13 protein-coding genes and 4 pseudogenes are annotated in these 20,533 nt (G+C 57.7%); 11 read left to right on the top strand and 6 right to left on the bottom strand.

What is annotated here, in order from left to right; translation table 11 throughout:
* Nucleotides 1–108 precede the first annotated feature (108 nt).
* Nucleotides 109–2,554 (top strand): annotated as a pseudogene (gene hrpB, locus ABOC21_RS20210) (ATP-dependent helicase HrpB).
* Between the two features lie 7 nt (nucleotides 2,555–2,561).
* Here hrpB and ABOC21_RS20205 read toward each other — a convergent pair.
* Nucleotides 2,562–2,699 (bottom strand): annotated as a pseudogene (locus tag ABOC21_RS20205) (hypothetical protein); the annotation flags it as partial.
* Nucleotides 2,700–2,701: 2 nt separating this feature from the next.
* Between ABOC21_RS20205 and ABOC21_RS20200 the strand changes: the two are divergent.
* A pseudogene (locus ABOC21_RS20200) lies at nucleotides 2,702–2,788 on the top strand (type II secretion system assembly factor GspB); the annotation flags it as partial.
* Nucleotides 2,789–2,943: 155 nt separating this feature from the next.
* Here the strand turns inward: ABOC21_RS20200 and ABOC21_RS20195 are convergent.
* Nucleotides 2,944–3,726, bottom strand: a complete 783-nt coding sequence (locus ABOC21_RS20195) for an alcohol dehydrogenase (protein ID WP_426812794.1) — start codon at nucleotides 3,724–3,726, stop codon at nucleotides 2,944–2,946.
* 160 nt (nucleotides 3,727–3,886) lie between these two features.
* Between ABOC21_RS20195 and tnpA the strand changes: the two genes are divergently transcribed.
* Complete coding sequence (gene tnpA / locus ABOC21_RS20190; protein ID WP_426812793.1) at nucleotides 3,887–4,300, top strand: IS200/IS605 family transposase; 414 nt, start codon at nucleotides 3,887–3,889, stop codon at nucleotides 4,298–4,300.
* A 93-nt stretch (nucleotides 4,301–4,393) separates the two neighbouring features.
* On the opposite strand, the gene ABOC21_RS20185 is transcribed toward tnpA, so the two are convergent.
* The 3 genes from ABOC21_RS20185 to gspS all read right to left on the bottom strand — a co-directional run bounded on the left by ABOC21_RS20185 (nucleotide 4,394) and on the right by gspS (nucleotide 6,204).
* A complete protein-coding gene (locus ABOC21_RS20185) occupies nucleotides 4,394–4,540 on the bottom strand; it encodes a hypothetical protein (RefSeq protein WP_426812792.1) in 147 nt (48 codons plus the stop codon).
* 74 nt (nucleotides 4,541–4,614) lie between these two features.
* On the bottom strand, nucleotides 4,615–5,646 hold the full coding sequence (locus ABOC21_RS20180) for an IS630 family transposase (protein WP_426812791.1): 1,032 nt from the start codon (nucleotides 5,644–5,646) through the stop codon (nucleotides 4,615–4,617).
* A gap of 183 nt (nucleotides 5,647–5,829) precedes the next feature.
* Nucleotides 5,830–6,204: a type II secretion system pilot lipoprotein GspS gene (gene gspS / locus ABOC21_RS20175; protein WP_426813043.1), complete on the bottom strand. Its 375-nt coding sequence runs from the start codon at nucleotides 6,202–6,204 to the stop codon at nucleotides 5,830–5,832.
* A gap of 616 nt (nucleotides 6,205–6,820) precedes the next feature.
* On the opposite strand from gspS, the gene mrcB reads away from it, so the two are divergent.
* The 7 genes and pseudogenes from mrcB (at nucleotide 6,821) to fhuB (ending at nucleotide 17,520) form a co-directional block, all read left to right on the top strand.
* Entirely contained in the window at nucleotides 6,821–9,364 is a 2,544-nt protein-coding gene (gene mrcB / locus ABOC21_RS20170; RefSeq protein WP_426813042.1) for a bifunctional glycosyl transferase/transpeptidase, read from the top strand.
* 281 nt (nucleotides 9,365–9,645) lie between these two features.
* Complete coding sequence (locus ABOC21_RS20165; RefSeq protein ID WP_426815546.1) at nucleotides 9,646–10,671, top strand: IS630 family transposase; 1,026 nt, start codon at nucleotides 9,646–9,648, stop codon at nucleotides 10,669–10,671.
* Between the two features lie 78 nt (nucleotides 10,672–10,749).
* Nucleotides 10,750–11,364, top strand: a complete 615-nt coding sequence (locus tag ABOC21_RS20160) for a hypothetical protein (protein WP_426813041.1) — start codon at nucleotides 10,750–10,752, stop codon at nucleotides 11,362–11,364.
* A 185-nt stretch (nucleotides 11,365–11,549) separates the two neighbouring features.
* The gene (fhuA, locus tag ABOC21_RS20155) at nucleotides 11,550–13,802 is read left to right on the top strand and encodes a ferrichrome porin FhuA (RefSeq protein WP_426813040.1); all 2,253 of its coding nucleotides are present in this window, start codon (nucleotides 11,550–11,552) and stop codon (nucleotides 13,800–13,802) included.
* 47 nt (nucleotides 13,803–13,849) lie between these two features.
* The gene (gene fhuC / locus ABOC21_RS20150) at nucleotides 13,850–14,647 is read left to right on the top strand and encodes a Fe3+-hydroxamate ABC transporter ATP-binding protein FhuC (RefSeq protein WP_426813039.1); all 798 of its coding nucleotides are present in this window, start codon (nucleotides 13,850–13,852) and stop codon (nucleotides 14,645–14,647) included.
* A gap of 2 nt (nucleotides 14,648–14,649) precedes the next feature.
* A pseudogene (gene fhuD / locus ABOC21_RS20145) lies at nucleotides 14,650–15,541 on the top strand (Fe(3+)-hydroxamate ABC transporter substrate-binding protein FhuD).
* The gene (gene fhuB, locus ABOC21_RS20140; protein WP_426813038.1) at nucleotides 15,538–17,520 is read left to right on the top strand and encodes a Fe(3+)-hydroxamate ABC transporter permease FhuB; all 1,983 of its coding nucleotides are present in this window, start codon (nucleotides 15,538–15,540) and stop codon (nucleotides 17,518–17,520) included. Before fhuD ends, fhuB begins: the two are co-directional and overlap by 4 nt.
* A 53-nt stretch (nucleotides 17,521–17,573) precedes the next feature.
* Here fhuB and hemL read toward each other — a convergent pair whose 3' ends face one another.
* Nucleotides 17,574–18,854 (bottom strand): glutamate-1-semialdehyde 2,1-aminomutase, encoded by a 1,281-nt coding sequence (hemL, locus tag ABOC21_RS20135; RefSeq protein ID WP_426813037.1) that lies wholly within the window; start codon nucleotides 18,852–18,854, stop codon nucleotides 17,574–17,576.
* A 180-nt stretch (nucleotides 18,855–19,034) separates the two neighbouring features.
* Between hemL and clcA the strand changes: the two genes are divergently transcribed.
* Nucleotides 19,035–20,453 carry a H(+)/Cl(-) exchange transporter ClcA gene (gene clcA, locus ABOC21_RS20130; protein WP_426813036.1) on the top strand — a complete coding sequence of 473 codons (1,419 nt, stop codon included), beginning with the start codon at nucleotides 19,035–19,037 and terminating at the stop codon, nucleotides 20,451–20,453.
* The last annotated feature ends 80 nt before the right edge of the window (nucleotides 20,454–20,533 follow it).

Below are 20,533 nucleotides of genomic sequence, written 5' to 3'. Positions count from 1 at the left end.
TTTCAGTGCGATGAATGTCAACCTGCAGCGGATCTGCAACGCGAAAGACGACAAGTCTGGCGTGATGCTACAATGCCTGCCCCTGAATGTTAAGCCCTGGAGCCTTTCGTGTCCTCATTGCCGGTTGCCGCCGTCCTCCCCGAACTTCTCTCCGCTCTGCAGCAGGCGCCGCAGGTGCTGCTCAATGCGCCAACCGGCGCCGGTAAATCGACCTGGCTGCCGCTGCAAATCCTCGCGGCGGGCCATATCGACGGGCGGATTATTCTGCTGGAACCGCGCCGGCTGGCGGCGCGCAACGTGGCGCAGAGGCTGGCCGAACTGCTGGGCGAGAAGCCGGGCGAGACCGTGGGCTACCGGATGCGTGCGGAGACCTGCGTCGGTCCGAATACCCGCATCGAAGTGGTCACCGAGGGGATCCTGACGCGCACGCTTCAGCACGATCCCGAGCTGACGGGCGTGGGGCTGGTGATCCTCGATGAGTTCCACGAACGCAGCCTGCAGGCGGATCTGGCCCTCGCCCTGCTGCTCGACGTGCAGCAGGGCCTGCGCGACGATCTTAAGCTGCTGATTATGTCGGCGACGCTGGACAACGATCGCCTGCAGCGGCTGCTGCCGCAGGCGCCGGTGATAACCTCCGCAGGTCGGGCTTTCCCGGTGGAGAAGCGCTATCAGGCGCTCGCCGCGCACCAGCGCTTTGATGAGGCGGTGGCGATAGCCGCCGCCGAGCTGCTGCGCCAGGAGAGCGGGTCGATGCTGCTGTTTCTCCCCGGCGTCGGCGAAATTCAGCGGGTGCAGGAGCAGCTGGCCGGGCGGGTGGCCGACGATGTGGCGATCTGCCCCTTGTACGGAGCGCTGCCGCTGAGCGAGCAGCGTAGGGCGATTCTGCCGGCGGCGAAGGGGACGCGCAAGGTGGTGCTGGCGACCAATATCGCCGAAACCAGCCTGACCATTGAGGGGATTCGTCTGGTGGTGGATAGCGCCCAGGAGCGGGTGGCCCGCTTTGACCCCCGCACCGGCCTAACCCGTCTGCTAACTCAGCGTATCAGCCAGGCCTCCATGACCCAGCGCGCCGGCCGCGCCGGGCGTCTGGAGCCCGGTATTTGCCTGCATCTGATCGCCAAAGAGCAGGCGGAGCGCGCGGCGGCGCAGAGCGACCCGGAGATCCTGCAAAGCGATCTGTCGTCGCTGCTGCTGGAGCTGATGCAGTGGGGATGTCACGATCCCGCCGAACTCCGCTGGCTGGATCTGCCGCCGGAGGCCAACCTGGCGGCGGCCCGGCGCCTGCTGACGGCGCTCTCGGCGCTGGAGGGCGGCAGGCTGTCGGCGCGCGGGCGGAAAATGGCCGCGCTGGGCAACGATCCGCGCCTGGCGGCCATGCTGATCGCAGCGGACTCTCCCGATGCGGCGGCAACGGCGGCGAAGCTGGCGGCGATCCTCGAAGAACCGCCGCGCGGCGCTAATAGCGATCTTGGCTCGGCGTTTGCCCGCCAGCAGCCCGGCTGGCAGCAGCGGGCGCAGCAGCTGCTGAAGCGCCTCGGCAGCCGCGGAGGCTATCCGGACGCGCAGCGCGCGGCGGCGCTGCTGGCGCCGGCCTTTGCCGACCGGATTGCCCGTCGCCGCGGCCAGGAGGGGCGCTATCAGCTGGCCAACGGCATGGGGGCGATGCTTAACGCCGATGACGCGCTCGGACGCCACGAATGGCTGATCGCGCCGCTGCTGCTGCAGGGGAGCGCGTCGCCGGATGCGCGCATTTTACTTGCGCAACCGCTGGATATTACCACGCTGCTGGAGCAGTTGCCGGATCTGGCGCAGCGCTCCGATACCGTGGAGTGGGATGAGGCGCAGGGAACGCTGAAGGCCTGGCGCCGCACCTGTATCGGCCAGCTGGTGATCAAAACTCAGCCGCTGGCAAAACCGTCGGAAGAGGAGCTGCACCGGGCGATGCTCAACGGCATTCGCGATAAAGGCCTCGGCGTGCTGAACTGGACGGTGGAGGCGGAGCAGACTCCGTCTGCGCCTGCACTGCGCGGCGCTGTGGCTGCCGGAAGAGGCGTGGCCGGCGGTGGACGAGGCTTCGCTGCTGGCTACGCTGGAGGAGTGGCTGCTGCCGCAAATGAGCGGAGTGCACTCGCTGCGCGCGCTCAGGGCGCTGGATATTCGCCAGGCGCTGCAAAACTGGCTGCCGTGGCCGCTGCGCCAGAAGCTCGATAGCGAGCTGCCAACCCACTACGTGGTGCCGACGGGCAGCAGGATCGCCATTCGTTACCATGAGGAAAACCCGCCGGCGCTGGCGGTACGCATGCAGGAGATGTTTGGCGAAGCGACGACCCCGACGATTGCTCAGGGCCGCATGGCGCTGGTGCTGGAGCTGCTGTCGCCCGCCCAGCGCCCGCTGCAAATTACCCGCGATCTCAGCGCATTCTGGCAGGGCGCCTATCGGGAAGTGCAAAAGGAGATGAAGGGGCGCTACCCCAAACACGTCTGGCCGGACGATCCGGCAAACGCCGCGGCGACCCGGCGCACCAAAAAGTATGCGTCGCCGGGGTCGAACTGAGTCCGGGCTAGGTCGCCTGAGCCCACAAAAACAGGTCGCCGCCGGCCAGCGCCAGCCAGGGGCCGAAGGCCAGCGGCTGATCCAGCGCCTGGCGGGTCAGTCGCCGAAATACCCAGTACACCGCCCAGAGCGACACGTAGCCCGCCCGTTATCAACGGACAGTCCTGGCAGGAAGGGCAATCACCGCTGCCGAATCTGGTGATTGAGCAGATTCAGCAGGATTTAACCGTGTTTATACACATGATACTTCAAGTTGCAGTTTGTTAAGTTCATTCCCTTATATTAATCATTCACTCTGTAACTGATTAAGGATTTGGTGCATGGCCGCCTTTTAGCAAAGCAGATTTTTGGATTTCTTTATTCAATAAAACCAAATCCACCTCAACCCGCTACACTACCGCAACATATTTTATGCCATTGTTATTCTCTTTTAACGTTTCAAGCGTCTGTGGAATGTCATCAAACGCAACGGTTTGAATAAACGGCATAATCAACTCGCAGCGACCGATCTGTTGCAGCATGTTTTCGCCGGCTTGACGTAACCGACTCCACTGTACATTGCTACCGTATGCATGAATGGCTGCCAGAGCAATTTCATGAAGCGAGATACTGGTCGTGAACGGTGGTAATGGCGCTTTTTCCAATCTGTCCTGAATACATACAAGATGGCCGTAATAACCCAGTAATCCCGCCAGAGATAGTGCATTTTGCTGATTGACGGTATCGAAAGCAGCGTACAGCGGTTTTTCGCCCAGTGCGCGATTCAACTCATCTGTCCATGACCTATGGCCATAGTCAAAGCACTGGATGACCCCATGGTTGAGCAATTTTTGATGATGCCTGCCGCTGGCGGTGACATAAACATTAGCGCCTGCCTGAATAAGCATCTGTGTTAACAGGCTGCCAGCACTACCACCGGCACCGCTGACAAGCACGTTCTCACCAGAGAGATGAGGGACTTTTTGCACTGCCTGCCAGGCCGTCAGACCCGGGCAGGGTAACGCTGCCGCGCTGATATCACTGATATGCTCGGGAACAGAAATAACTGCATGAGCGTTGACTATTGTATGGCGGGAAAAACTGCCGTCGAATCGAAGATCGGTATGGTACATTACCCGAGAACCAAGGCGCAGATGCGTGGCGTTTCGGCCTGTGGCGGCTATGACACCCATACCATCTACACCTGGGATTTGGTCAATTTGCCAGATATCTGATAGACCATTCAGTAATTAAATCCGGTAAACCCCCGGCATTGCCGGGGGACTCCGAAAGGTTTGACCTTTAAGTCAGTCGCGCGAATCTGAAATCTCCGCCAAGAGATGAGGATTCGTGATGAGAGACTATCAGAGCTTAAGCCATACGAAATGGGACTGTAAATATCACGTGGTTTATATCCCTAAACGCCGGAAACAGCGGTTATATGGTGCGCTGCGGCATGAGTTGGGAAAAATATTCCACGAGCTTGCGAGCCAGAAGGGCTGTCAGATTTTGGAGGGGCATCTGATGCGTGATCATGTCCACATGTGCATCAGCATACCGCCAAAGTACTCGGTATCGACAGTCGTCGGCTATCTGAAGGGAAAAAGCGCGATAGCGATAGCACGACACTTCGGCAGAGGTAAAAACTTCACCGGAGAAGTTTTCTGGGCACGAGGATATTTCGTTTCAACCGTTGGTTTGGATGAAGCCACGGTCAGGGCATACATACGCAACCAGGAGAGAGAGACGAACGATACGATCAAATGAAACTGAACGTATAGCAGCCGCCTTGGGCGGCTCATGGTTTGTCGGCGCCTTTGAGGCGCTCCCCCTAAAGCCTCCGGCTCTGCCGGAGGATACTTACTTCCAGTCTACAGGATTGATGCCAATAGCCCGATTCTCAATCAGCACCTGATCATCGCCAGGTTCCTGTAAGACTTTTTCGTGGCGAACAAGCAGGAGTGGAGATACTTGTTTTTTCCACAGAAAGGCTTCGGTTTCTATCATTGATCAGTCCTCTGGTTTTGGTGAAAGGACAAATTAAACAGCGCCTGAGCGTGAATACAATTTCATTTACCCAATCATACCGAAGATGCTGGTCTGAGTGTCTGGAAATTATCGTTAATCCGACAGGTCAGTTGCCCGGCTATCACTGGCAGGGTATCGCTGAAAAATCCGTTTATTGCCGCCCGGAAGGCCTTCGCCGTGGCAAAATACCGGTTGTTCCGGGCATGCTCATTCATGACCTTCCACAACCGCTCAATCGGATTCAGATTCGGGCTGTAAGGAGGCAGGTAGTGCAGTTCAATATTCATCACCACCGCCCAGTCCTGCACCAGTGAGGCACGGTGATACGGTGCACCATCCAGTATAAGATGCACTTTCTGCCTGACCGGGTAAGTCTGCCGGATAGCGATGAAAAACTCACAAATGGTTCTGGCATTAATCTGCGCATAATCGCAGGTCACTGTCCGGGCGATGTCGTTCAGGCTGAGTGCCCCGATGATATTCATCCGGGTACGGCTGCCGGTGGTTTTAACCGCTTTGCGCTCACCCCGGCGTATCCAGCCACCACTCAGTTTCGTTGACTGCGTGGGATGCACCGCATCCATAAACAGGATGGGTTCGCTGTCACCCGCCGTCAGCTTCAGAGCCTCATATTCAGCCATGAACTGCTGCTGTTTTTCTTCGCTGAACTTATGCGGGACGCCCGTCGGCTTTTTCCATGAAAAACCATTGCGGTGAAGCCACTTGTTCATCCCCGGAATGGAGTAAGACACACCGAAACGCTCGCTGACGAGGGCAACAATACTGGCTGTACTCACATGTACGTCATCGGTCAGCAAACAGATTAACTCTGCTGAGTGCGCAGAACTGAGATGCTCCTGAGAACCACCGTTTTCAGAGGTCAGCTTACCCTCATCAAGATAATCCGCGATATGGCGCAGGACGGTGGTCTCATGGATAAGCTGGGACTGCGCAATCATGGTCGTTGACCAGCCCTGAGCAGAGAGGAGTACGCAGCGAATTCTGTCGCAGACACGGCGGTCACGGCTTAGGCGGTGCTGAGCCTCAAGGGCTGCAATCTGTTCGGGTGAGAGTCTGATGTTCATGAATTAAGCATGATCCCCTGACTGCATGAAATCAAGCAGTTTCAATGATCACGGGTATAGCTTTAAGGGCAATACGTTTACTCTGGCGGCGCTGGATGACTGGCCGGGAGGTATTATTGCGGATAGTCCGCAGGGGCAATAAATTGCGCGGAAATAAAACGCAAAATAACCAGCTGCGACACTTTATTCACGACCTAAGCCAGCAATAAATGGCGCCAGCTGGCGATTAAATTGACTGCATTTGGTTTTTTCCGGAGTGCTATCCTGCTGCAGCTGTTGATACATCTGCGCGCTGCGCTGAGCCAGGGTCGCGTAATCGATATTTCCCCATCCTCTTTTTTTCCCGACATTCCACGCGGCCTGGGTAAGGGCTTCGTCTGCGGGCAGATCGCTGCGATTGCAACTGTTCTTCAGATAGCGGGCGCCTGCGGCCACGGATGAGAGCTGCTCAAGCTGCGCCTCGCTGCTGACGGCAGGACTTAAGGTTGAGGAGCGATTCTGCTGGCACCCCGCAAGAGCGGCAATCATGATAAGCGGAAATATAACGAAAGTTCGCATAATATTAAGCTTGAATGGTTAACTGAAGGGTAGTTTAACAAATATTTCCCCGGTGTCATCAGTAAATATTATTATATATAATTGTTAAGCGGCTCCCACTTTTATCCGCGGATGGTTTAAGGTTTATCTTTACTTCCGGAAAAATATTTATTGTCACAGTCCGAATATAATATTTCATGCGCCGGGAGGTTTTAGTTTTTATCGTCGGCGCGGGGGGCGAAAATTCTGAAGCGCACGGAGACGCGGGGAACATTTTTTATGTTATTAAAAAACATAATATTTTCCCTTTTGTTACGTCCTGGCGGTGTAAAATGCTGGTTAAGCATATCCTGGTTTAGTGCTATCCTGTGCTCCCTGGACTATTAGTGCTATGTCCCCAAATTCTCTGCAGGTAAAGTATGTAAGATAATGATTTGTTTTATGATTTTTTTAACTAAACTCATGAAAACCGATCATGGCTGCGCCCTGAGACGCTAAGCGCGCGAAGTACAGTCAATAGATGGCCGCCTGCAGGAATAAGACCCCACGGGCGTGAATTTGAGAGATATCTTCTTCCTCTGGCAGGGGGAAGCATTGAGAATCAGGCTTTTACGCCTGAAAGTTGCGGAGAAAAAGCATGGCGGGAGATGACCGCGAGCCTATCGGACGTAAGGGTAAACCCTCGCGTCCGGCAAAACAAAAAGTGACTCGTCGTCGGGTTCGGGACGAGGACTACGACGATGATTACGACGACGATTATGAGGACGAAGAGCCGATGCCGAAGAAAGCGAAAGGCAAAGGTAGCAAGCCTCGGCGTAAACGTACCTGGCTGTGGCTGCTGGTCAAGCTGGGTATTGTTGTCGCGGTTCTGGTTGCCGCCTACGGCGTCTATCTCGATCAGAAGATCCGCAGCCGCATTGACGGCAAGGTTTGGGAACTTCCGGCGGCGGTATATGGCCGGATGGTCAACCTCGAACCCGATATGCAGATCAGCAAAAACGAGATGGTGCGCCTGCTGAACGCTACGCAGTATCGTCAGGTGAGCGCGATGACGCGCCCGGGCGAATACACCGTGCAGGCCAACAGCATCGAGATGATTCGCCGTCCGTTTGATTTCCCGGACAGTAAAGAAGGGCAGGTGCGCGCGCGCCTGACCTTTGATGGCGATCGCCTGGAAACGATCGAGAACATGGAGAATAACCGCCAGTTTGGCTTCTTCCGCCTCGATCCGCGGCTGATCACCATGCTGCAGTCGGCCAACGGCGAGCAGCGCCTGTTTGTTAAGCGCAGCGGCTTCCCGGACCTGCTGGTTGATACCCTGCTGGCCACCGAAGACCGCCACTTCTACGAGCATGACGGTATCAGCCTCTACTCGATTGGTCGTGCGGTGCTGGCCAACCTGACGGCGGGGCGCACGGTGCAGGGCGCCAGTACCCTGACCCAGCAGCTGGTGAAAAACCTGTTCCTCTCCAGCGAGCGCTCCTACTGGCGTAAAGCCAACGAAGCCTATATGGCGCTGATCGTTGACGCTCGCTACAGCAAGGATCGCATCCTCGAGCTGTATATGAACGAGGTGTACCTCGGCCAGAGCGGCGATAACGAAATTCGCGGCTTCCCGCTGGCCAGCCTTTACTACTTTGGCCGCCCGGTGGAGGAGCTGAGCCTTGATCAGCAGGCTCTGCTGGTGGGGATGGTAAAAGGCGCCTCGATTTACAACCCGTGGCGCAATCCGAAGCTGTCGCTGGAGCGGCGTAACCTGGTTCTGCGTCTGCTGCAGCAGCAGAACGTCATCGACCAGGAGCTGTACGACATGCTGAGCGCTCGTCCTCTGGGCGTGCAGCCGCGCGGCGGGGTGATTTCTCCGCAGCCGGCATTTATGCAGATGGTGCGTCAGGAGCTGCAGGCGAAGCTGGGCGATAAGGTGAAAGATCTCTCCGGCGTGAAGATCTTTACAACCTTCGATTCCGTGGCCCAGGACGCGGCGGAAAAGGCGGCCATCGAAGGGATCCCGGCGCTCAAGAAACAGCGTAAGCTGGCGGATCTGGAAACCGCGATGGTGGTGGTTGACCGCTATACCGGCGAGGTGCGGGCGATGGTCGGCGGCGCGGAGCCGCAGTTTGCCGGCTACAACCGCGCGATGCAGGCCCGCCGTTCGATTGGTTCTCTGGCCAAGCCGGCGACCTATCTGACCGCGTTAAGCCAGCCGAATAAGTACCGCCTGAATACTTCGATTGCCGATGCGCCGGTGACGCTTCGTCTCTCCAACGGCCAGACCTGGTCCCCGCAGAACGACGACCGTCGCTTTAGCGGCCAGGTGATGCTGGTTGACGCGCTCACGCGTTCAATGAACGTGCCGACCGTCAACCTCGGGATGGCGCTGGGCCTGCCGGCGGTCATCGATACCTGGGTTAAACTGGGCGCGCCGAAGGGCCAGCTCAGCCCGGTACCGGCGATGATCCTCGGGGCGCTGAACCTGACGCCGATTGAAGTGGCGCAGGCGTTCCAGACCATCGCCAGCGGCGGTAACCGCGCGACGCTGTCGGCGTTGCGTTCGGTGATCGCCGAAGATGGCACCGTTCTGTACCAGAGCTATCCGCAGGCGGAGCGGGCGGTTCCTGCGCAGGCTGCCTACATGACGCTGTGGACCATGCAGCAGGTTGTGCAGCGCGGTACCGGTCGCCAGCTTGGGGCGAAATATCCGGGCCTGCATCTGGCGGGTAAAACCGGGACCACCAACAATAACGTCGATACGTGGTTCGCCGGTATCGACGGAAGCCAGGTGACGATTACCTGGGTTGGTCGCGATAACAACCAGCCGACGAAGCTGTACGGCGCCAGCGGCGCGATGTCGATTTATCAGCGCTATCTGGCCAACCAGACGCCAACGCCGCTGGCGCTGACGGCGCCGGAAGACGTGGTGGATATGGGCGTCGACGTCAGCGGTAACTTCGTCTGCAGCGGCGGGGTGCGTACTCTGCCGGTATGGACCACCGCGCCGGATGCGCTCTGTCGCCAGGGCGAGCAGATGCAGCAGCAGCAGCTTGAGCAGCAGCAGCAGAACAATCCGTTTAATCAGTCCGGCCAGCAGCCTCAGCAGCAGCCGGCGACCCAGCAGCCGCCGAAGCAGGAAAAAAGCGATGGCGTAGCGGGCTGGATTAAGGATATGTTCGGCGGTAATTAGCGATCCGCGAGCTTTTTCAGGCCGTTGCGCTGGGGCCTGAAAGACGATGCGAATAGGTTGTTACAACATTAGCCCTCTGATACTTCAGTATTCGAGGGCTTTTTCATTTCTGTCGATGACTTAACAGTCACTTAACCCCACAATTACCGTCTGGTTATTTATTCAGCCTTTGATATCTTCGCGGTGGCATATTGCTTGCCTTGCGTTTCTCGTTTCGCCTATTATACCCGTGATCATTGAAACTGCTTGATTTCATGCCGTCAGGGGATCATGCTCAAATCATGAACATAAGACTCTCACCCGAACAGATTGCCGCCCTTGAGGCGCAGCATCGACAAAGTCGTGACCGCCGTGTCTGCGACAGGATTCGCTGCGTGCTTCTTTCTGCTCAGGGCTGGTCAACTGCCATGATTGCGCAGTCCCAGCTGATTCATGAGACCACCGTCCTGCGCCATATCGTGGATTATCTTGATGAAGACAAGCTGACCTCTGACAACGGCGGCTCACAGGAGCACCTCTGTTCTGCGCACTCAGCAGAACTGATTTGTTTGCTGACCGAAGATGTCCACGTGAGCACAGCCAGTATCGTTGCCCTTGTCAGGGAACGCTTTGGTGTGTCTTACTCCATTCCCGGTATGAACAAGTGGCTTCACCGCAATGGTTTTTCGTGGAAAAAGCCGACCGGCGTCCCGCATAAGTTCAGCGAAGAAAAACAGCAGCAGTTCATGGCTGAATATGAGGCTCTTAAGCTCGCTGCGGGTGATAAGGTACCCATCCTGTTTATGGATGCGGTGCATCCCACGCAGTCAACGAAACTGAGTGGTGGCTGGATACGCCGGGGTGAGCGCAAACCGGTTAAAACCACCGGCAGCCGTACCCGGATGAATATCATCGGGGCACTCAGCCTGAACGATATCGCCCGGACGGTGACCGGCGATTATGCGCAGATTAATGCCAGAACCATTTGTGAGTTCTTCATCGCCATCCGGCAGACTTATCCGGTCATGCAGAAAGTGCATCTGATTCTGGATGGTGCCCCCTACCACCGGGCCTCACTGGTGCAGGACTGGGCGGTGGTTATGAATATTGACCTGCACTACCTGCCCCCTTACAGCCCGAATCTGAATCCGATAGAGCGGTTGTGGAAGGTGATGAATGAACATGCCCGGAACAACCGGTATTTTGCCACAGCGAAGGCCTTCCGGGAGGCAATAAACGGATTTTTCAGCAATACCCTGCCACAGATAGCGGAGAAGCTGAGTTGTCGCATTAACGATAATTTTCAGAAACTCAAACACGCATCTTGAGGGGGCATCCCAGTAAGAAAACATTGACAAAACAAACCATAATTTTACCAAAAAGTGGTATACAATGAGGGTAATAGCATGAAAGAAAAGGGCGATGTTGTTACAAATATAATATCAGGCGAAGTAATAGACTTATTCAAAGAATATGCTGAAATCGGTGTGCATATTCTTGATCGCTCAGGGGTAGTTAATAATATTCCTTTGGTAAATACTTTCTTTACCCTTTTCAAAGTAAGCTCATCAGTTCGAGAGAATTTTTTCAGAGAAAAATTAATACGTTTTTTGTCTGAGCTTTCAAATACCCCTGAGAAAGAAAGAATCGAAATGATAAAAAAACTTAATGAAGATGATAAATTTGCTGGAAGAACTGGTGAGCATATACTTGATATTATTGAGAAATTAGATTTTGAGAAAAAGCCAGAAATAGCAGCGAAGTTGTTCATTGCTTTCGCTGAAAAAAGGTTGTCTTATAATGAGTTTCGTCATGCAATAATAGCATTGGAAAAAATCGCAGCATTTGACATTGACAAACTAAAAGATTTTTCTGACAGCAATGGAAAAATAAAAGGGCTGCCACAATCCGTAGTTTTGGGATTTGTTAATGCCAGTCTGGCTTTTTCTCCACCAGCCGATTTTGGAGAGCCAGGATATTTCCCCACTGAACTATGTAAAAAATTTGTAACTATTTTATAAACCAATAAATATACACAGAATACTACAAGTTGCAGGAACCTGTGAAACCAAGCCAATAGTAGAGATATAGAGATAAGTTGTTTACGCACTACCATCCTGCAACTTGAAGTTAATTGGGTATATGTCAGCCGTTATAATAATAATTCTCGTTTACGTTATCATTCACCTTTATTAGAGAACGACTAATGGCGCGTCTAAAAACTGCTCAGCCAAATCACTCGCTGCGTAAAATCGCAGTCGTAGTAGCCACGGCGGTTAGCGGCATGTCTGTCTACGCACAGGCGGCAGTTGAACCGAAAAAAGAAGAAACCATTACCGTAACCGCAGCGGCTGCCCCGCTGGAGAGCGCATGGGGGCCGGCGGCGACGATTGCAGCCAGACAGTCCGCCACGGCGACCAAAACGGATACGCCTATTCAAAAGGTGCCACAGTCTATTTCCGTGGTGACCGCCGAGGAGATGGCGCTGCATCAGCCGAAATCGGTGAAAGAAGCGCTGAGCTATACTCCGGGCGTCGCCGTCGGGACTCGCGGCGCGTCTAACACGTACGACTATCTGATCATCCGCGGTTTCGCTGCTGATGGCCAAAGCCAGAATAACTATCTGAATGGCCTGAAAATGCAGGGCAACTTCTACAATGACGCGGTGATCGATCCCTATATGCTGGAGCGCGCGGAGTTGATGCGCGGTCCGATTTCCGTTCTCTACGGAAAGAGTAACCCGGGTGGCCTGCTGAATATGGTCAGCAAACGTCCGACGACGGAACCGCTGAAAGAGATTCAGTTCAAAATGGGCACCGACAGCCTGTTCCAGACTGGCTTTGACTTCAGCGATTCGCTGGATGATGACGGCGTTTACTCTTATCGCTTAACCGGCCTGGCGCGTTCTGCGAATGCCCAGCAGAAAGGGGCCGAGGAGCAGCGTTACGCGATTGCTCCCGCTTTCACTTGGCGTCCGGATGACAAAACCAACTTTACGTTCCTGTCCTACTTCCAGAATGAGCCGGAGACCGGTTACTACGGCTGGCTGCCGAAGGAGGGGACGGTGACGACGTTGCCGAACGGCAAACGTCTTTCTACCGATTTCAATGAAGGCGCTAACAATAATACCTATTCTCGTAACGAGAAAATGGTTGGCTACAGCTTCGACCACGCGTTCAACGATACCTTTACCGTGCGTCAGAACCTGCGCTACGCGCAAAATAAAGTCTCGCAGAACAGCGTCTACGGCTACGGCATGTGCTCCGATCCGCTCTACTCGAGCAACCCGAGCAGCAGCCCTTGCGCCAGCGTCGCGCCATCTGAATGGGGCCACTACCTGACCCGTCAGTACGTTATCGATAACGAGAAGCTGCAGAACTTCTCCGTCGATACCCAGCTGCAGAGCAAGTTTGATACGGGTTCCGTAGAGCATACCCTGCTGACCGGCGTTGATTTTATGCGCATGCGTAACGATATCGACTCCTGGTTCGGCTATGCCGGCTCCGTTGCTCCGTCCGACATCTATAATCTCGACCGCAGCGACTTTGATTTTGGTTCGCACCCTGGCCCGTCCGGCGCCTACCAGGTGCTGAACAAACAGAAACAAACCGGCCTGTACGCGCAGGATCAGATACAGTGGGACAAGGTGCTGGTGACCCTGGGCGGCCGTTACGATTGGGCTAAACAGGACTCCCTGAACCGCGTTTCCTCCACCCAGGACTCCAGAAATGATAAAGAGTTTACCTGGCGTGGCGGCGTTAACTATCTGTTCGATAACGGCGTAACGCCTTACTTCAGCTATAGTGAATCGTTTGAACCGGCTTCACAAACGGGCGCAAGCGGCAATATTTTCGCCCCGTCTAAAGGCAAACAGTACGAAGCCGGCGTGAAATATGTACCGAACGATCGCCCAATCGTGATTACCGGTGCCGTCTATCAGTTGACCAAAACCAACAACCTGATGGCCGATCCTGCGGGTTCGTTCTTCTCGGTTGAAGGGGGGGAAGTTCGTTCTCGCGGCGTCGAAATCGAAGCGAAAGCGGCGCTCTCTGCGAGCATTAACGTGGTCGGCTCATACACCTACACCGATGCGCAATACACCACGGACACCAACTACAAAGGCAATACGCCGGCTCAGGTGCCAAAACATATGGCGGCACTGTGGGGCGATTACACCATCTTTGACGGCCCGCTGTCTGGCCTGACCCTGGGCACCGGCGGTCGTTTCACCGGCTCCAGCTATGGCGATCCGGCGAACTCCTTCAAGGTTGGCAGCTACACGGTGGTGGATGCGTTAGTCCGTTACGATCTGGCTCGCGTTGGTATGGCGGGTTCCAACGTAGCGCTTCATGTGAACAACCTGTTTGACCGTGAATACGTCGCAAGCTGCTTTAACACCTATGGCTGCTTCTGGGGCGCAGAGCGTCAGGTCGTTGCAACAGCAACCTTCCGTTTCTAATCACTCAATGGGCGCGGTTCGCCGCGCCGTTAAACAAGTTGGCTGCTATGCAGGAAAACACTCCGCAATCCGATACTACGTTTTCGTTGAATCGCGTTACCTTTCGCGTGCCTAGCCGCACGCTGCTGCACCCCCTTTCGTTAACCTTCCCGGCAGGAAAAGTGACAGGCCTGATTGGTCATAACGGCTCCGGCAAATCGACGCTGTTGAAAATGCTCGGCCGTCATCAGCCGCCGTCAGAGGGAGAAGTGCTGCTCGACGGTCAGCCTCTCGATAGCTGGAACAGCAAGGCGTTTGCCCGCAAGGTGGCCTATCTGCCGCAGCAGCTGCCCGCGGCGGAGGGGATGACGGTGCGTGAGCTGGTGGCGATTGGCCGCTATCCGTGGCACGGGGCGCTGGGGCGCTTTGGCGCGACGGATCGGCAGAAGGTTGAGGAGGCCATTGCGCTGGTCGGGCTGAAACCGCTGGCGCATCGGCTGGTCGATAGCCTCTCCGGCGGCGAGCGCCAGCGAGCGTGGATTGCCATGCTGGTAGCCCAGGACAGCCGCTGTCTGCTGCTGGATGAGCCCACCTCGGCGCTGGATATTGCCCACCAGGTTGACGTGCTGGCGCTGGTGCATCGCCTGAGCCAGCAGCGCGGCCTGACGGTGGTTGCCGTGCTGCATGATATCAATATGGCGGCCCGCTACTGCGACTATCTGGTGGCCCTGCGCGGCGGCGAGATGATTGCTCAGGGTACGTCGTCTGAGCTGATGCGTAGCGAAACGCTGGAACAAATTTACGGTATCCCGATGGGAATTCTGCCGCACCCGGCGGGCAGCGCGCCGGTAAGCTTCGTCTATTAATAATGGAAAAAAACAATGTGATCACCCGTCGACGTTTACTGACGGCGATGGCGCTATCGCCGCTGCTGTGGCAGATGCGCGGCGCGCGGGCGGCGGCTATCGATCCGCAGCGCATCGTGGCGCTGGAGTGGCTGCCGGTAGAGCCTGCTGCTGGCGCTGGGCGTCGTGCCCTACGGTGTCGCCGATATCCCGAACTATCGCCTGTGGGTGAATGAACCGGCGCTGCCGGACTCGGTCATTGACGTTGGGCTGCGCACCGAACCCAATCTCGAACTGCTGACGCAGATGAAACCATCGTATATCTTCTGGTCGGCAGGCTACGGCCCGTCGTCTGAGAAGCTGGCGCGCATCGCTCCGGGGCGCGGATTTACCTTCAGCGACGGCAAGCGGCCGCTGATGATGGCTCAGCAGTCGCTCAGCGAGATGGCCGAGCTTATCGGCAAGCAGCAGGCGGCGAAGCGCCATCTGGCGGAGTTCGATGCGCTAATGGACACTCTGCGCCCGCGTTTCGCCCGCCGTGGCGATCGGCCGCTGCTGCTGATTACCCTGCTCGATCCGCGTCATGTCCTGGTTTTTGGTAATAACTGCCTGTTTCAGGAAATCCTCGAACGCTTTGATATCAAAAATGCCTGGCGCGGGGAGAGCACCTTCTGGGGCAGCGTGACCGTCGGTATCGATCGGCTGGCGGCCTACAGAGATGTGGACGTGATCTGCTTTGACCACGGCAACGATAGCGAAATGGCGCAGCTGATGAACACCCCGCTGTGGCGGGCGATGCCGTTTGTCCGCGAAGGGCGCTTCCAGCGCGTGCCGGCGGTGTGGTTTTACGGCGCCACGCTATCGGCGATGCACTTTGCCCGCGTGCTGGCGGACGCACAGGGAGGTCCGGCGTGAGATCGCGAATTTCTCCTCTGGCGGCTCTGCTGCTGGCCGTACTGCTGATGGCCGCCTTCGCGCTGAGCTTCTTTAATCTCCGCATCGCGCTGCCGCAGAACGAGTGGCGCGAGGCGTTGTGGCAGCCGGATATCGATAATATCGCCCAGATGTTGTTTCACTACAGCCTGCTGCCGAGGCTGGCTGTGTCGCTGCTGGTGGGCGCTGGCCTGGGGCTGGTCGGCGTGCTGTTTCAGCAGGTGCTGCGCAACCCGCTGGCGGAACCGACGACCCTTGGCGTCGCGACCGGCGCCCAGCTGGGAATGACGGTCACCGCGCTGTGGGCGATCCCCGGCGTGCTGGCCTCGCAGTTTGCCGCCCTGGCGGGCGCGTGCCTGGTGGGCGCGCTGGTGTTTGGCGTCTCTTGGGGCAAACGGCTTTCGCCGGTAACCCTGATTCTCGCCGGTCTGGTGGTCAGCCTTTACTGCGGGGCGCTTAATCAGCTGATGGTCATTTTCCATCACGACCAGCTGCAGAGCATGTTCCTGTGGAGCACCGGCACCCTGACGCAAACCGACTGGAGCGTGGTGCAGCGGCTGTGGCCGCAGCTGCTTGGCGGGGTGATGCTGACGCTGCTGCTGCTGCGACCTCTCACCCTGATGGGGCTGGACGACGGCGTTGCGCGCAACCTCGGCCTGGCGCTCTCCCTGGCGCGGCTAGGGGCGCTGACGTTGGCGATTGTTCTTAGCGCGATGCTGGTGAATGCGGTGGGGATTATCGGCTTTATCGGCCTGTTTGCCCCGCTGCTGGCAAAAATGCTCGGCGCCCGTCGCCTGCTCTCGCGCCTGCTGCTGGCGGCGCTGATTGGCGCGCTGATCCTCTGGCTCTCCGATCAAATCATTCTGTGGCTTGCCCGCGTCTGGATGGAGGTGTCAACCGGAACGGTGACCGCGCTGGTTGGCGCGCCGCTGCTGCTGTGGCTGCTGCCGCGCCTGCGCAGTATTAGCGCCCCGGTGATGAACGCCGGCGATAAGGTGCCGGCTGAACGGCACAATGTGTTGTGGTTTGCCCTCGGCGGGCTGGCGATTATGCTGCTGGCGGCTATTGCGGCGCTGGCCTTTGGCCGCGATGCCGAGAGCTGGCACTGGGCCAGCGGTACGCTGCTCGATCAGCTGATGCCGTGGCGCTGGCCGCGGATTCTGGCGGCGCTGTTCGCCGGGGTGATGCTGGCGGTGGCGGGCTGTATTATTCAGCGCCTGACCGGCAACCCGATGGCCAGCCCGGAAGTGCTGGGGATCAGCTCCGGCGCGGCGTTTGGCGTGGTCGTGATGCTGTTCTTCGTCCCCGGCAACGCCTTTGGCTGGCTGCTGCCAGCCGGCAGCCTGGGCGCGGCGGCGACGCTGCTGGTGATCCTGGTTGCCGCCGGACGCGGCGGCTTTTCACCGCACCGGATGCTGCTGGCGGGCATGGCGCTGAGTACCGCGTTTACCATGCTGCTGATGATGCTGCAGGCCAGCGGCGATCCGCGGATGGCGCAGATTCTGACGTGGATCTCCGGGTCGACCTACGGCGCGACGCCGGAGATGGTGGCGTACAGCGGCAGCATGATGCTGGTGCTGTTGGCCCTGGCGCCGCTGTGCCGCCGCTGGCTGACGATCCTGCCGCTCGGCGGCGAGGCGGCGCGCGCGGTAGGCGTTGCGCTGACGCCGTCGCGCATCGGCCTGCTGCTGCTGGCCGCCTGCCTGACGGCCACGGCAACGCTGACCATCGGCCCGTTAAGCTTCGTCGGCCTGATGGCGCCGCATATTGCGCGCATGATGGGCTTCCGTCGCACGATACCGCATATGGTGATGTCCGGGCTGATTGGCGGCCTGCTGCTGGTGTTTGCCGACTGGTGCGGGCGAATGATTATGTTCCCGTATCAGATCCCGGCGGGCCTGCTGTCGACCTTTATCGGCGCGCCGTACTTTATCTATTTGCTGAGGAAGCAGAGCCGCTAGCTTACCGCGGCGCGAGCCCGGGCGAGGCGCGATGCCCGCCCGGGAGCGCGGGGCTACAGTTTGGCGAACGCTTTACGCGCGGCGGCGATGGTATGGTTGATATCTTCTTTGCTGTGGGCAACGGACATAAACCCGGCTTCAAACGCGGAAGGCGCCAAATACACGCCCTCTTCCAGCATCAGGTGGAAGAAGCGCTTAAAGCGCTCAACGTCGCACTTCACCACGTCCTGGTAGCAGGTGACGGTTTCGGCGTCGGTAAAGAAGATGCCGAACATGCCGCCAACGTTATTCACCACCAGCGGAACGTCCGCGTCGCGCGCGGCGTCCAGCAGCCCCTGGGCCAGCTGGTTGGTTAAATCCGTCAGCGTCTCGTGAACTCCCGGCTGCGCCACTTCGCTTAAGCAGGCGAAGCCCGCCGCCATGGCGATCGGGTTACCGGACAGGGTGCCCGCCTGATAGACCGGGCCGGTCGGCGCCAGCGCATCCATCACTTCGCGACGGCCGCCGAAGGCGCCCACCGGCATACCGCCGCCGATGATTTTGCCCAGACAGGTCAGGTCAGGGACCACATCGTAGTAGGACTGGGCGCCGGCCAGGGCAACGCGGAAGCCGGTCATCACTTCATCAATAATCAGCAGGGCGCCAAATTCGTCGCACAGCGCGCGCAGGCCCGGCAGGAACTCCGGCTGCGGCGGGATGCAGTTCATATTGCCGGCTACCGGTTCAACGATAATGCAGGCAATTTCCTGCGGATACTGCTCGAAGGCGGCGCGGACCGAAGCCAGGTCGTTATAGGTGCAGGTCAGGGTGTGTTTGGCGAAATCGGCCGGTACGCCCGGAGAGTTCGGCTGGCCGAGGGTCAGGGCGCCGGAGCCCGCTTTGACCAGCAGGCAGTCGGCGTGGCCGTGATAGCAGCCTTCAAATTTGATGATTTTATCGCGGCCGGTAAAACCGCGCGCCAGACGAATGGCGCTCATGGTGGCCTCGGTGCCGGAGTTAACCATCCGCACCATATCCATCGTCGGTACCAGCTCCGTTACCAGCGCCGCCATTTTCACTTCCATTTCCGTCGGCGCGCCAAAGCTCAGGCCGCGCTGCGCCGCTTCAATCACCGCATTACGAATGGCCGGATGGTTATGACCGAGTACCATAGGGCCCCAGGAACCGACATAATCGATATAGGCTTTACCATCGACGTCGTACAGATAGGCTCCGTCCGCACGTTCGATAAACAGCGGCGTACCGCCAACGCCGCTGAAGGCTCGTACCGGCGAGTTAACGCCGCCGGGGATAAGTTCACGCGCGGCGCTAAAGAGAGTTTCAGATTTGCTCATTGCCTGGTTCCTGGTTCGTGAAAAATGTTTTGCCGGTTATTCTAAGTTATTCCAGGATAGTTATGAAAGTTTTGCCCAATTGAAACAAAGCGCGAACGGTGAATTTTTTCCGCGACGGCGGGCGTCCCGGCAGTTAAAATGCCCTCCGCACTATTTGTATGACTATTAACCGACGAGAGTATGAAAGCACAAGCCTCCTCTTTTGAAGCAAAACAGATCCTGCGTCTGCGCCGCGGCGACGTGGTTCGTCGGCTGGTTCAGCGAGACAAAACGCCGCTGGCGGTGCTGCTAATGGCCGCCGTCGTCGGGACCCTGGCGGGGCTGATAGGCGTTGCTTTTGAAAAGAGCGTCAATTGGGTGCAGAACCTGCGCATCGCCACCCTGCTGCATGTGGCGGACTACGGATTCCTGATCTGGCCACTGGCCTTTATTTTATCCGCGCTGCTGGCGATGGTCGGCTACTTTCTGGTGCGGCGCTTTGCGCCTGAGGCGGGCGGCTCAGGGATCCCGGAAATAGAAGGGGCGCTGGAAGAGCTGCGCCCGGTTCGCTGGTGGCGGGTGCTGCCGGTGAAGTTTATCGGCGGGATGGGGACGCTGGGCGCCGGCATGGTGCTGGGCCGGGAAGGGCCGATGGTGCAGCTCGGCGGCAATCTTGGGCGCATGGTGGTGGATGTTTTCCGCATGCGCAGCCCCGAAGCGCGCCATACGCTGCTGGCAACCGGCGCCGCCGCGGGCCTCTCCGCCGCCTTCAACGCGCCGCTGGCGGGGATCCTGTTTATTATTGAAGAGATGCGCCCGCAGTTTCGCTACAACCTGATCTCCATTAAGGCCGTGTTTACTGGCGTGATTATGTCGAGCATCGTATTTCGCATATTTAACGGCGAAGGGGCGATTATCGAGGTCGGTAAGCTGAGCAACGCGCCGGTCAACACCCTGTGGCTGTATCTGATTCTGGGGATGATTTTCGGCGCCGTTGGCCCGCTGTTTAACACCCTGGTGCTGCGTACCCAGGATATGTTCCAGCGTCTCCACGGCGGCGATCTCAAAAAATGGGTGCTGATTGGCGGCCTAATCGGCGGCGGCTGCGGTATTCTCGGGCTGCTCCAGCCCGCGGCGGCGGGAGGCGGGTTTAACCTCATTCCAATCGCCGCGGCGGGTAACTTCTCCGTTGGCCTGCTGCTGTTTATTTTTATCGCCAGGGTGATGACCACGCTGCTCTGTTTTTCCTCCGGCGCGCCCGGCGGGATTTTCGCGCCCATGCTGGCGCTGGGAACCCTGCTGGGAACGGCGTTTGGTATGGCGGCAACGCCGCTGTTTCCGGCCTATCATCTCGATCCCGGCACCTTCGCCATCGCCGGAATGGGGGCGCTCCTCGCCGCGTCGGTGCGCGCGCCGCTGACCGGAATTGTGCTGGTGCTGGAGATGACCGATAACTATCAGCTCATTTTGCCAATGATTATTACCTGCCTCGGCGCAACACTACTGGCTCAATTTCTCGGCGGTAAACCCCTGTATTCAACTATCCTTGAAAGAACGCTGGCGAAACAGGCCGCTGAACAGGAGGCAAAAGCGCGTGCGGTTGCCGGGGAGAATACTTGAACGATTTACCAGGGTATTAGATAATGGCTCAAAAGGTCCGGTTATTCTTTAAGCGGATCGGAAGTATCAATGGGAGCATA

This window comes from Klebsiella sp. WOUb02, assembly GCF_050058015.1.
Lineage (GTDB): Bacteria > Pseudomonadota > Gammaproteobacteria > Enterobacterales > Enterobacteriaceae > Klebsiella.
This window is presented reverse-complemented; position numbering and strand designations above follow the sequence as displayed.